The sequence below is a fragment of the Herbiconiux sp. genome (assembly GCF_023264895.1).
GTDB lineage: Bacteria > Actinomycetota > Actinomycetes > Actinomycetales > Microbacteriaceae > Herbiconiux.
Genome location: NZ_JAHFUY010000112.1, coordinates 1 through 12,592, shown reverse-complemented (window position 1 = coordinate 12,592; position 12,592 = coordinate 1). Strand labels below are relative to the sequence as shown.

The window sequence follows — 12,592 nt, the reverse complement described above, 5'->3', positions numbered from 1 at the left end:
CCTGCTGGCGGTTGCGCATCCCGCCCGTCACCGCTGAGGCCGTGCCGGCCACCACGGCGGTGCGGGCGGCGAGGCCAAGGAGGCCGGGGCGGCCCATCCGTCGGAACATGGGCATCTGGTTCTCCTGTTCGAGTTGTGGTGCGGGGGTGGTGCCGGTCAGGCCGTGATGGCGGCGAGCACCTCGTTGACGACGGGGGCCGGGATGCGCTCGGTGCTGATCACGGAGCCGCGCCCGGCCGCGAGCTTCGAGGCGAGCGCCTTCGCCCAGGTGAGCTCCACCACGAGCAGGGCGGCGGAGGAGCCGGCGGGGATCTCGCTCGCGAGCTCCTCGACGTCCTCGATCGAGGCGAGGCCCGTCGCCTCGAGCGCCACGGCGTCGAGACCGATCGAGTCGCCCGCCTCGTCGAGCTCGAGCACGGTGAGCTCGCCCTCCGGCGAGCGCGTCACGAAGAGCAGGTCGAGCAGGCGCACGGCACCGGCGTCGATCACGTCGCGGAAGGCGTCGACGATCTCGGGGCCGGGGCGCTCGCCCTCGAAGCCCACCAGGATCAGCTCGACGGGACCGTAGCGGAATTCGGTCATGGGACATCCCTCGCCTCGGACCAGCGTGCCCGAGCGACCCGTAGCCGTCTTCGCGCTGCTGGTCGGCACGCTACCAGCCGGGGGTGGCGCGTGACCAGAGTCCTAGGCTGAACGGGTGCTGACGATCGACCGCGACATCCTGCGCCTCGCGGTGCCGGCTCTCGGTGCACTCGTGGCGGAGCCGCTGTTCCTGCTCACCGACACCGCTCTCGTGGGCCATCTCGGTGAGACGCCGCTGGCCGCCCTCGGGGTGGCGGGGGCTGTGCTGCAGACGGTGGTGGGGCTGCTCATCTTCCTCGCCTACGCCACGACGCCCGCGGTGGCCAGGCGGCTCGGGGCGGGGGATGCTCCGGGGGCGATCAAGGCGGGCATCGACGGCATGTGGCTCGCGCTCGGCGCGGGTGTGGTGCTCGCGCTCGTGGGGTGGCCGCTCGCGGGGTCGGTGGTGCGGCTCTTCGGCTCGACGGCGGCGGTCTCCGAGGCGGCGACGACGTATCTCACGATCTCCCTCATCGGGCTGCCCGGCATGCTCGTGGTGATCGCGGCGACCGGACTGCTCCGGGGGCTGCAGGACACGCGCACGCCGCTCGTCGTGGCGGTCGGCGGGTTCGCGGTCAACGCGATGCTGAACGCCCTGTTCATCTACGGCTTCGGCTGGGGCATCGCGGGTTCGGCGATCGGCACGGTGCTCGCCCAGTGGGGGATGGCCGCGGTCTACGTGGTGATCGCGGTGCGGGCGGCCCGCCGGGTGGCGGTGTCGCTCCGGCCGGGTCTCGACGGGGTCGGTGGGGCGGCGATGGCGGGGGGCTGGCTGCTCCTCCGCACCGCGAGCCTGCGGGCGGCGCTGCTCGCGTCGATCGCCGTGGCGGCGGGCTTCGGCGTGACCTCGCTCGCGGCGTTCCAGATCGCCATGACGATCTTCACGACCCTGGCCTTCGTGCTCGACGCCCTCGCCATCGCGGGTCAGGCGATGGTGGGGCACGGTCTCGGCGCTGCGGACGTCGACCGGGTGCACGCGGTGACCCGCCGCCTCGTGCGCTGGGGGCTGCTGTCGGGAGTGGTGCTCGGTGCACTCGTGGCGGTGCTCGCGCCGTTCGCGGGTCCGGTGTTCTCGTCGTCGGCGTCGGTGCAGCAGGCGGTCACGGCGGTGTTGCTCGCGATGGCGGTGGGCGTGCCGCTCGCCGGCTACGTCTTCGTGCTCGACGGCGTGCTCATCGGTGCAGGCGACGCGCGGTACCTCGCGCTCACGGGGCTCCTCAACCTCGCGATGTACGCGCCGCTGCTCGTGGCGGTGGCGCTGGTCTTCACCCCGGGCGGGGGCGCGGCGGATGCGACGGGCGGGGTCGCGGCGCTCGTCTGGCTCTGGTTCGCATTCGGCCTCGGCTACATCGGAGCTCGCGCGCTCACCCTCGGCCTCCGCGCCCGCGGCTCCCGCTGGATCGTGACGGGCGCCCCCGCCACCTGAGGGCGAATGCCCCGGAGAACTCAGGGCATCGCAGACCGCAGGTAGTCGTGGAGCTGAAGGACGACAGAATCCGAGATGGTGTTCGGCCCTCCGAGGACCTTGATCTGCTGCGGGCGAAGTCGCTTCAGCTCCTCCACCACAGAGCCCGGCACGACGTCCTTCTTCACCAGGAGGACGGGTGCGCCGGACTCGATCGCGGCGGCCGAGCCGCCCAACGCGTCAGGGAACACCTCGCCCGACGCGACATACACAACGGGGTTCAGCTCGCAGAACGTGTCCTTCGACGTGGCCGCAGACACCGCGTACCGATCCGGTGCCAAGATGCGTCGCACCGGCGCGAACTCGGCTAGCTGCGCCACGACGGCGTCACTGATGGTCGCGGTGCCGCCCACCACGACGATCTCCTCCAGCACCGACTCGCTCCGGAGCGCTTTCAGAGTGGATTCGGGAAGACCGGCCTTTCTGCTCAGGAGGACCGGGACGTCCCAGTCTCCGGCGGCCGCACTGGCCGAAAGGGCATCAGGGAACACCTCACCCGACGCGATGTACAGCAGGTCGTTGCTGTCGCCGAACACACCGTGCTTCAACTTGGCCGCGACATCGTACCGGTCGACTCCCGACACTCGGGTCACGGTCGCGGGCAGGTAGTCGAGCGAGGCTTCGACCTCGGCGGAGATCGAGGCGGTCCCGCCCAGGAGGACGACTTCGCGCGGGGACAGCCGCGCCAGTTCCGCGAGCACGCTGCCGCTCACGGCGTCTCGGCGAACGAGCAGCAGCGGCCCGTCGCGATAGCCCGCTGCCCCCGACCCGGCCAGCGCATCCGCGAATGCGGTGCCCGATGCGAGGTAGACGACGTCGGCGCCTCTCGGAAAGACCTCCTGGGAGGCGCGGACCGCGACCTCGAACCGATCGGCTCCGGTGAGTCGCTCGACGCTCTCCGGGCCGTTCTCAGTCAGGGGACACACCTTCACCCGAGTCCGCTCCTCGGGTGCCGCCGACGCGAGAGTCGGCACGCCCAGCACAGTCAACAGAGAGGCGGTCGCGACGAGCGCCGCGAGTTTCAGAAGTCGCATGATGTCCTCATCTATAAGTGAGTATTAATCATACAATGCCATCGGCTCAGACGTCGAGGTGCGCTCCTCCAACGGCGACCTCGACGAGACCTGTGAAGTAACCGGCCGCTCGGGAGGCGGCATCCGGGGCCGTGAGGCCGTCGGCGAGGTGGGTGAGCACGAGGCGGGAGGCGCGGGCCGCCGTGGCGGTGCGGCCGGCGTCCTCCGGGGTGTGGTGGGCGGCGGGGGTGCGCTGCGCATCCGCATCGGCCGACGGATCGGTCGCGTAGCCGCTCTCGACGAGGAGGAGGTCGGCGTTCTCACCGATCTCCTCGAGGGAGAGGCAGGGGGCCGAGTCGCCCGAGTAGGCGAAGCGGCGGGTGCCGGCGGCCGGCTGCGGCTCGTCGACCGCGAGGCCGAAGGCCGGCACGCCGTGCTGCACCGGTCCCCAGGAGAGCTGGAGGTCGCCGAAGCGGGCGTCTCCGAAACCGCTCATCGGGTGGAAGTCGAACACCCTCGGCAGCTCGTCGACCGCGTTCGGGCCGAGGAAGGCGGCGAGGCGGTCGAGCAGCCCTTCGGGGCCGATGAGGGGGATCGGCGCGGCCGGGCGGAGCGCCGGATCGGCGAAGCGCAGGGCGTAGTAGGCCACGAGAAGGTCGGCGGAGTGGTCGGCGTGGCGGTGCGAGATCCAGATGGCGTCGAGCTCGGCGAGGGAGATGTGGCGCTGGAGCTCGGCGAGGGTGCCGGTTCCCGCATCGATCCAGACCGTCGTGCGGCCGGTGCTGCGGGCTGCGGTGCGGCCGGCATCCTGGGACCCGGCCGCGCCGCTCTGCAGGAGGTAGCCGGAGCAGGGCTCGTCCGGGCGCGGGTACGGCGTGGCGGTTCCGAGCACGGTGAGCAGCATCCCTCGATTCTCCCAGGCGCGCCGCCGCGCCCGAGCCATACTCGGGCCCCCTGGTGGACGACCGCGGGCGGCGGCGGATCTCCTCTTTGCCCATCCAGCGCTCGGAGTCGAGGGCGTCAGCCGCTGAGGCGACGTGGACGACGTCGCGCGTCAGTCGCGCGGCGGTGGCGCCGTCGTCGCTCCACGGTGGAAGGTGCAGCGGAACACCACCGACCCCACCTCCTCCCCCGCCAGCAGGGCGCGCACAGCACGGCCCGCCTCGCGACCCTTCTCGGCGGCGGGCTGCACCATGGTGGTGAGGTCGTGACCGGCGAGCCCTTCGATCGGCACCCCGTCGAAGCCCGTGAGGCTGAGGTCCTCGGGCACGCGAAGCCCGAGCTCGGCGGCCACCTGCAGCACCCCCACCGCCAGCAGGTCGCTCTGCGCGAGCACCGCGGTAGGGCGGCGGTCGCCAAGCGCACCGTCCTCACCACCGCTGACCCGTGCCCCACCCGCCCCGAGCAGCATCCGCGCCGCCCGCACCGCCTCGTCGACCGAGTTCCACCCGGACGACACGGCCACCGCATCCGGGAACACGCGCCGCACACCGGCCAGCCGATCCGCCGTCACGGTCGTGGTGAGCGCGGCCTCGCGCTCGGGCGTGATGAGGCCGGTCTCGCGGGAAGGATCCGTGGCGAGGCTCAGCACCCCCACGCTCCGGTGCCCGAGATCGTGCAGGTGCCGGGCGAGGGTCTCGGATGCCTCCACGTTGTCGAGCGCCACGTCCACCCGCGCAGACCCCACCGCGACGGCGGGCACCGGATCGGCACCACCCGCCTCGAACAACCCACCCGAACCGGACCCGACCGCCGCAGCACGCGCACCCGCCCCACCCTCGATCGACACCACAGGCACCCCGCGCCGCTCGAGCTCCACCACGACGCGGTCGAACACGGGCGAGCACCCCATCAGCACGGCGGCGTCGATCGCGGCGGAGGCGATGCTCGACTCCACGGCCCCCGTCTCGGTGAGCAGGAGGAGTCCGTTGCTGCCGTCGCCGAGTCCGCTCGCGATGCCGTCGAGGGTCGCCACGTTCACCGGATCGCGGAACGCGCTCAGCAGCGTCTCGTCGAACACGATCCCCACGACTCCCGAACGCCCCTGGCGGAGCGACCGCGCCCGGGGATCCGGCCCCGAGTAGCCGAGCTCAGCGGATGCCGCCATGACCTTCGCGCGGGTGGCCTCCGAGACGGGCCCGGCACCGCTGAACGCGAGCGAGGCGGTCGAGCGGCTGACACCCGCGAGCCGCGCGACGTCGAGGAGGGTCGCTCGTGCTTGATCGGAGGCGGACACGGTTGCTACTGTAGTCGAATCGATTCGATCGAATCGATTCGATACGGAGAACCATGACGGACAGCACCCTTCCGCCCGCCCCCCAGAAGAACACCCTGACCCGACGCCAGCTGCACGCCTGGCGCAACGCGCTCTTCGTGATCTTCGCCCTCAGCGGCCTCTCGCTCGCGAGCTGGGTGGCGCGCCTGCCCGCCGTGCGCGACGAGCTCGGCCTCGACACCGCCCAGCTCGGCATCCTCATCTTCGCCATGTCGGCGGGCAGCGTGATCGGCCTCATTGCCGCGCCGCCCATCATTCTCCGGATCGGCTCCAAGGCCGGCATGCTCGTGGCCCTCACGGTGGTCGCCGTCGGCATCGCGGTCATCGGCGTCGGCGCCGACCTGCTCGTCTCCGCCCCCGTCGTGGCCGTGGGGCTCGCTCTGGCGGGCTTCGGCAACGGATCGGTCGACGTCATGATGAACGTCGAGGGCGCCGCCGCCGAGCGCGCGATCGGCAAGACGATCCTCCCCCTCATGCACGCCTTCTTCAGCTTCGGCACCGTCACGGGGGCGGGCATCGGCGCCCTGGCCTCCGGTCTCGGCATCTCGGTCGCCGCGCACCTGGCCGGCATCGCCGTCGTGATCGCGGTGAGCGCGGTGCTCGCCATCCGCTTCGTGCCGCGCGGCGCGGAGGCCGAGGTCGACGTGAAGACCGGTGCCGGCACCGACCGCACGCCGTTCCTCCGCCGACTCGCCGACAGCCTCTCGGTGTGGCGGGACGGCCGCCTCCTCCTGATCGGCCTGATCATGCTCGGCATGGCCTTCGCCGAGGGCTCGGCCAACGACTGGCTCACCATCGCCGTCGTCGACGGCTACGGCCAGTCGAACACCACCGCCGCCGTGATCTTCGGCCTGTTCACCGTGTCGATGACCGCCGGCCGCGTGCTCGGCGGCCCCGTGCTCGACCGCTTCGGCCGCGTGCCCGTGCTGCGGGTGAGCGCCGCCGTCGGCGTGCTCGGTCTCGCGGCGTTCATCTTCGCCCCCGAACCGTGGATCGCCTACGTCGGCGTCGCCTTCTGGGCCATCGGATGCTCGCTCGGCTTCCCCGTGGGCATGTCGGCGGCCGCCGACACCGACGACCCCAAGCTCTCGGCGGCACGCGTGAGCGCCGTGGCGATCATCGGCTACGTCGCGTTCCTCGTGGGCCCGCCGGTGATCGGCCTGCTCGGTCACGAGCTCGGCATCCTGAACGCGCTCGTGCTCGTGCTCGGGCTCGTGGTGATCGCCGGGCTCGCCTCGCCGGCCGCCCGCGAGCGCGGCCGCATCCGGAGCACGACGGGCACCGACGGGAGCACGACCGGCACCAGCACGACCGCCACCGGCACGACCGGCACGGGCACGACCGGCGCCTGACCCCCCGGGCGTTACGCTCTACAGGTGCGTCTCGTCATTGCCACCTGTTCCGTCGACTACGCCGGCCGGCTCAGCGCCCACCTCCCGCTCGCGAAGCGGCTGCTGATGCTGAAGAGCGACGGCAGCATCCTCGTGCACAGCGACGGCGGCAGCTACAAGCCGCTGAACTGGATGAGCCCGCCCTGCTCCATCACCACGCAGGAGCCCGACGCCGACCAGCTCGAAGCGGGCATCACGGAGCTCTGGAAGGTCACCCAGAAGAAGACCGACGACGTGCTGATCGTCTCGATCCACGAGGTGCTGCACGACTCCTCGCACGAGCTCGGGATCGACCCCGGGCTCGTCAAGGACGGCGTCGAGGCGCACCTGCAGAAGCTCCTCGCCGAGCAGATCGACCTGCTCGGCGACGGCCACACCCTCGTGCGGCGCGAGTACATGACGGCCATCGGGCCGGTCGACATCCTCGCCCGCGACCAGGTGGGGGCCGCCGTGGCGGTCGAGATCAAGCGGCGGGGCGACATCGACGGCGTCGAGCAGCTCACCCGCTACCTCGAGCTGATGAACCGCGATCCGCACCTCTCGCCCGTGCGCGGCGTGTTCGCGGCGCAGGAGATCAAGCCGCAGGCCCGCACCCTCGCCGAGGACCGCGGCATCCGCTGCCTCGTGCTCGACTACGACGCCATGCGCGGCCTCGACGACGCCGACTCGCGCCTGTTCTGACCCTCTCCTAGGCTGGTGGGGTGGCCTCCCGCACCCCCGCCTTCCCCAAGTCCTACGCCAACCGCCCTCTGCGGAAGGCGCTCGAGACCTTCGGGGCGCTGCCGAACCGCACCACTCTCGACGCGCTGCTGAAGGCGATGCGCTCGGGCGGGATCGTGGTCGACATCACGGGCACCACGGATGCCGCCGACCCCCAGGTGCGCACCCTCCTCTCCACGAGCGGCGGGCTGGTGCTGCCGCTGTTCACCTCGATCGCGGAGCTGCGGCTCGCTGTGCCCGCGGAGGCTCGGGCGGGCGCGCAGGCCATGATCCTGCCGGCTCCGGATGCGCTGGCGCTCGTGGAGACCGCGGATTTCGTGGCGGTGCAGTTCGACGTCGGCTCGCTCGGCCAGGTGATCAAGCGCGACTTCGTCGTGGGCTGACGCGCCCCTCTCACCCGAGGAGTGCGAGGGCGGCGACCGCCGCCGGCACGACGACCGCGACCCCCACGAGGCCGAGCCCCATGAAGCGCGGCCACGAGATGCGCACCCCGAGCGTGGTGAGCCGCTGGTGCCAGAGCAGGGTGGCGAGCGAGGCCCAGGGGGTCACGAGCGGGCCGAGGTTCACGCCGATCAGCAGCGCCACGAGCCGCGTCGTGTCACCCGCGGCCTGGGGCTCGAGCACGAGGTAGGCCGGGAGGTTGTTGATGGTGTTGGCGCCGAGCGCTCCGATGGCGGCCAGATGCAGGAGGCTGAGCGGGTCGTCGCCCGATCCGCTCACCGCCGTCAGCAGGTCTTCGAGCCCGTTCACCTGAGCGGCCTCCACGAGCACGAAGAGGCTGGCCGCGATGCCGAGCGCCTGCCACGGCACGAGCGAGGGGGTGAGCGCCGAGCGGTCGCGCACGAGGAAGGCGCCGAGGAGGAGCACGGCGGCCGCGCCCGCCACGATCGCGACCTCGAGGCCGGAGACCAGCAGCGGCAGGAGAAGGAGCACCACCACGGCGGAGTAGACGAGCAGCGGCCGGTCGGTCACCGGGGTGCGCTCGGGCAGCTCGAAGCGGCCGCGCAGCGATCGGCGGTAGACGAGAGTCAGGATGCCCGCGCTCACGACGACGCCGACGAGCGCGGGTGCCCAGGCGGCGGCCACGAAGGCGGCGGTCCCGCCGTCGAAGCTGCGGGCGGCAAGCAGGTTGGTGAGGTTCGAGACCGGCAGGAAGAGGGAGGCGGTGTTGGCGAGCCAGACGGTCGCGAGGGCGAACGGGATCGGTGAGACACCGATGTGCAGGGCGAGCACGACGACCACGGGCGTCACGAGCACCGCGGTGGTGTCGAGCGAGAGGAAGGCGGTGCTCACGACCGCCAGGGCGATGACGAGGAGCCACAGCACGGCGACCCGGCCCCGCCCCCACGCGGCCATCCGCTCGGCGAGGGCGGTGAAGACGCCGGCGGCGCTCGCGAGCTCGGCCACCACCGTGATGGCCACGACGAGGGCCAGAACGGGCGCCACCCGGCCGGCGAGCGCGGTCGCGTCCGGCCACGGGAGGGCTCCGGTGGCGACCACGACGACCGCCGCCACCATGAGCAGCACCGTGAGCAGCGCACCTGTCTGCTGCAGAGCCTTCGCAACCATCCTCGGGCCACTGTAGATCCTCGCGGGCGGTGCTCCCGACGCCGCCCGCGATTCGGGCCGTTGGGGGGCCGACCCTAGGATGTCTCGGGTGACTCGTCAGAATCCCACCAAGCCGTGGTCGTGCATCCTCTTCGATCTCGACGGCACCATCACCGACTCCGCCCCCGGCATCATCGGGCGCCTCTCGCGCACGCTCGAGGCGATGGGACGACCGGTCCCGATGCCGGCGGAGCTCGTGGCGTTCGTGGGTCCGCCGATCCTCGACGGCTTCCGCGACGTCGCCTCCATGACCACCGCCGAGGCCGAGGAGGCGCTGCAGGTCTATCGCGGGCTCGCCGCCACCGACGGCCCTCAGGGCGACGCGACCGTCTACCCCGGCATGCTCGGACTCGTGCGCGCCCTGCACGCCGCCGGTCTCCCGCTCGCCCTGGCCACCTCGAAGTCGGAGGTGCAGGCGAACCGCGTGCTCGCTCACCTCGAGCTCACCGACTGCTTCACCGTGATCTGCGGCGCCTCGGAGGACGAGACGCGCAGCGCGAAGGCCGACGTGGTGGGCGAGGCGCTCCGCCGCCTCCGCGAGCAGGACGTCGACCTCTCGAACCTCGTGATGGTGGGCGACCGCGAGCACGACGTGCACGGCGCCGCCGAGCACGACGTGCCTGTCATCATGGTCGAGTGGGGCTACGGCTCCCCCGCCGAGTCGGTCGGCGCCATCGCGGTCGTCCACTCCGTCGACCAGCTCCGCGCAGCGCTCCTGTAGCGCCGGACGGCCGCAGCCTGCGCAGCCCCGGCCGCCGTTGGCCCCGCTGGCGCGGCCGGCCCGCCCGCCATGTCGGTTGGAAACGACAAACGTGGCGACATCCGAGCCGCAGAGGGCGCCGGATGCCACGACGTTTGCAGTTCTGAACGGGAACGGCCCGTCTGAGACGGCGTAGACGTGGCCGGACGAGTCGGAGGCCGCGTGGGCGAGCAAGCAGACGCGTCTGCGAGACCGTCAGGCGCGCGGAGACCTTCAGGCGCCGCCGAGTCCTAACCCCGTCGGGCGCCGCCGAGTCCTAACCCCGTCGGGCGCCGCCGAGTCCTAGCGCCGTCAAGCACGGCGGAGACCGTCCCGTCAGGCGCGGCGGCGCACGACGGCGAGCGCGGCCGCACCGGCCAGCAGCGTCAGGATGCCGAAGCCGGCGAGGCGCGCACCCTCCACACCTGTGTTCGCGAGGCCTGAGCGACGTACACCATCGGCCGTGGAGCGGCCACCGGCCGACGATCCGGCGGCAGGCCCCGACGGGCCCCTGGCGGTGGTCGACGTGGGCTGCGGCGACGGCTGCCCGGTGGGCGGGGCGGTCGGCTGCGACGTCGGGGTCACAGTCGGCGACGGCGTCGGAGTGGGCGTGGGCGTGGGCGTCGGCACGACCACTGCGGTGGCGGCGGCGGTGAACGGCGTCACCACGATGAGGCTCGGTGTCTCCGGGTTGCCGTTGGAGACTTGTCCGGTGATGCGCACGACTCCGGAGAACGTGCCCGCCGCGGTCGGCGAGAACTGGAGGTCGAGGGTCGCCGTCTGGCCGGGCAGGTATCTGACGCCGGCGGTTCCGAACGACGACGACGCGATGCGGACGCCCGGTGCCGGGTTGCCCGACGTGTCGAGGACAGCGACCGCACCCTCGACGAAGAAGAGCGGATCGATCCCCTTCACCTCAAGCGTCAGGCGCCGGGTCGTGCTCGACCCCACCTCCACGCTGCCGAACGAGAGGGTGGCAGCTCCATCGGGGGTGGTGACATCGAAGTGAGCCCGATCGGTGGCGAGCGCGTGGGCGGCGAACACCAGGGTCGTGCTCCCGCCGACCCCCACGACGTCGTGGTCGGCGATCGTGAGAGTGATCGGCTGCGACGACATCGTGCCGGCGGCGGGAGCGGTGTACCTCACCGTGAGGCTCCGCCGCGAGTTCGGCGCGATCACATCGCCCGCCGCGAGCGTCGTGCCCACCAGGGTGAAGGGAGCCGTCAGCGCCGAGAGCGGCGCGGGATCGATGGTGATGCTGTCGGTGCCGTCGTTGAGGAGCTCGATCGTGCGCTGAACGGTCTGGCCCTGCTTCACGTACCCGAAGTCGGGCAGGAGCCCGGGCGTGGACACCGACACCTGATCGCCTGGCGCCGCGACGGCGGCCGGGACCGGCCCGCCTCCGAGGCCGGTCGCGACTCCGAGACCCACACCGAGACCGACCCCGAGGAGCCCCGCGAGCAGGACGGAGGCGAGCAGGGATCGACGAAGACGGCGGTGATGCGACATGCGCCCACCCTCTCCGACAGCAGTGCACCGGCGTTATGAGCAATCACTACTCATCAAGAGGCCACGCGGTGTGGAGTCCGCACGCATCCACAGGACGCGGGGTGCCCAGCCCCGTGGCATCCGGGGTTCGTAGAATGCGGGGATGGGTGAGACCTCCCTCCTTCCGAGCCTGATCGTGCTGGGCATCGTCGTGCTCGGGCTCGCTGCCGTGTCGACGGTCCTGACCCGACGGAGCCGAAACCGAGCTGCCACACGCGGTCGCTCGGCGAACGGCGGTGCCGTGCGGATCGGGCCGAACGGCTCGGGTCTTCCCGAGGTCGGCGGCGGCGCACCGGTGAAGGTCGACATCGGCGACCTCCGGCGCCAGGCCGGCATCCAGCTCGTGCAGATGGACGACGCGCTCCGCGCCGGTCGCGACGAGCTGCTCTTCGCCCAGGCCGAGTTCGGTGAAGCGACCACACATGCGTTCGCCGACGCCCTCGACACCGCCGAGCGCCGGGCCGCAGAGGCCTTCGCGCTGCAGCAGCAGCTCGACGACCACATCCCGGACACCGAGGAGAAGCAGCGCGAGTGGGCCAAACGCATCCTCTCGCTCAGCGATTCCGCGCTCGCCCTCGTGACCGCCCAGTCCCGCTCGTTCGGCGAGCGCCGACGGCGCGAGACCTCCGCTCCCGCCGCCGTGGCACGCCTCCGCGACGACCTCGCCGCCGCGCGCACGGAACTCACGAGGGCCGCCGCCCTGCACGAAGAGCTCAAGGCGGCCTACGACCCCGCCGCGCTGACGGCCGTAGCAGGCAACCTCGAGGCGGCCACCGAGGGCTTCGACGAGGCCGAAGCCCTCATCGCCGACATCGCCGACTCTCTCCGAACCGACCCCCTGGCATCCGTCGCCAAGCGCCTCGACACCGCGGCGGCACGGATGCGCACGGGCCGCACACTCCTCGACTCGCTCGAGCGGCTGCGCGCCGACCTCGTCGCCGCCACCGCCGCTCGCCGGGAGGCCCTCGACCGCAGCGGTGCCCTCCTCACCGAGGCCGCGCGCCTCCGCGACACCGTCGAGGATCCGGACGCCGCCGCCCGCATCACCGAGGCAGCCGCCCGCCTGACCGCCGCCATCGAGACGGCCCGCACCCGCGAGATGGCCGGAGCCGCCGCACCCGGCGGGCCGGCGCCCGCCCTCGGCAGCGCCGTCGCCCCGAGCACCCCGACCGCCGCGTCCGCACCCCCGCCCGTGCCGGCCGCACCAGCCCT

11 protein-coding genes and 2 pseudogenes are annotated in these 12,592 nt (G+C 72.4%); 6 read left to right on the top strand and 7 right to left on the bottom strand.

Features of this window, described 5'->3' with window-relative positions; genetic code table 11:
• Positions 1-97: pseudogene (locus tag Q0D57_RS17275) on the bottom strand (SHOCT domain-containing protein); the annotation flags it as partial.
• Between the two features lie 59 nt (positions 98-156).
• Positions 157-582 carry a DUF6325 family protein gene (locus tag Q0D57_RS17270; protein WP_291046359.1) on the bottom strand — a complete coding sequence of 142 codons (426 nt, stop codon included), beginning with the start codon at positions 580-582 and terminating at the stop codon, positions 157-159.
• 115 nt (positions 583-697) lie between these two features.
• On the opposite strand from Q0D57_RS17270, the gene Q0D57_RS17265 reads away from it, so the two are divergent.
• The gene (locus Q0D57_RS17265; RefSeq protein ID WP_291046357.1) at positions 698-2,047 is read left to right on the top strand and encodes an MATE family efflux transporter; all 1,350 of its coding nucleotides are present in this window, start codon (positions 698-700) and stop codon (positions 2,045-2,047) included.
• A gap of 20 nt (positions 2,048-2,067) precedes the next feature.
• Here Q0D57_RS17265 and Q0D57_RS17260 read toward each other — a convergent pair whose 3' ends face one another.
• The 3 genes from Q0D57_RS17260 to Q0D57_RS17250 all read right to left on the bottom strand — a co-directional run bounded on the left by Q0D57_RS17260 (position 2,068) and on the right by Q0D57_RS17250 (position 5,335).
• The gene (locus tag Q0D57_RS17260) at positions 2,068-3,120 is read right to left on the bottom strand and encodes a cell wall-binding repeat-containing protein (protein WP_291046355.1); all 1,053 of its coding nucleotides are present in this window, start codon (positions 3,118-3,120) and stop codon (positions 2,068-2,070) included.
• 46 nt (positions 3,121-3,166) lie between these two features.
• Positions 3,167-4,003, bottom strand: coding sequence for an MBL fold metallo-hydrolase (locus tag Q0D57_RS17255; RefSeq protein ID WP_291046353.1), 837 nt, complete (start codon positions 4,001-4,003; stop codon positions 3,167-3,169).
• Between the two features lie 150 nt (positions 4,004-4,153).
• Positions 4,154-5,335 (bottom strand): substrate-binding domain-containing protein, encoded by a 1,182-nt coding sequence (locus Q0D57_RS17250; protein WP_291046350.1) that lies wholly within the window; start codon positions 5,333-5,335, stop codon positions 4,154-4,156.
• A gap of 53 nt (positions 5,336-5,388) precedes the next feature.
• On the opposite strand from Q0D57_RS17250, the gene Q0D57_RS17245 reads away from it, so the two are divergent.
• From Q0D57_RS17245 to Q0D57_RS17235, 3 genes are read left to right on the top strand one after another with little or no spacing between them, the layout of a single operon-like run.
• Positions 5,389-6,726 carry an MFS transporter gene (locus Q0D57_RS17245; RefSeq protein ID WP_291046348.1) on the top strand — a complete coding sequence of 446 codons (1,338 nt, stop codon included), beginning with the start codon at positions 5,389-5,391 and terminating at the stop codon, positions 6,724-6,726.
• A 24-nt stretch (positions 6,727-6,750) separates the two neighbouring features.
• On the top strand, positions 6,751-7,446 hold the full coding sequence (gene nucS, locus Q0D57_RS17240; RefSeq protein ID WP_259525582.1) for an endonuclease NucS: 696 nt from the start codon (positions 6,751-6,753) through the stop codon (positions 7,444-7,446).
• 20 nt (positions 7,447-7,466) lie between these two features.
• Positions 7,467-7,868: an SseB family protein gene (locus tag Q0D57_RS17235; RefSeq protein WP_291046346.1), complete on the top strand. Its 402-nt coding sequence runs from the start codon at positions 7,467-7,469 to the stop codon at positions 7,866-7,868.
• A gap of 10 nt (positions 7,869-7,878) precedes the next feature.
• On the opposite strand, the gene Q0D57_RS17230 is transcribed toward Q0D57_RS17235, so the two are convergent.
• Positions 7,879-9,054: an SLC13 family permease gene (locus Q0D57_RS17230; protein ID WP_291046343.1), complete on the bottom strand. Its 1,176-nt coding sequence runs from the start codon at positions 9,052-9,054 to the stop codon at positions 7,879-7,881.
• 88 nt (positions 9,055-9,142) lie between these two features.
• On the opposite strand from Q0D57_RS17230, the gene Q0D57_RS17225 reads away from it, so the two are divergent.
• Entirely contained in the window at positions 9,143-9,814 is a 672-nt protein-coding gene (locus Q0D57_RS17225; protein ID WP_291046342.1) for an HAD hydrolase-like protein, read from the top strand.
• Positions 9,815-10,168: 354 nt separating this feature from the next.
• Here the strand turns inward: Q0D57_RS17225 and Q0D57_RS17220 are convergent, their stop codons facing one another.
• Positions 10,169-11,341: a choice-of-anchor D domain-containing protein gene (locus Q0D57_RS17220; protein ID WP_291046341.1), complete on the bottom strand. Its 1,173-nt coding sequence runs from the start codon at positions 11,339-11,341 to the stop codon at positions 10,169-10,171.
• A gap of 142 nt (positions 11,342-11,483) precedes the next feature.
• Between Q0D57_RS17220 and Q0D57_RS17215 the strand changes: the two are divergent.
• Positions 11,484-12,592, top strand: a pseudogene (locus Q0D57_RS17215) (hypothetical protein); the annotation flags it as partial.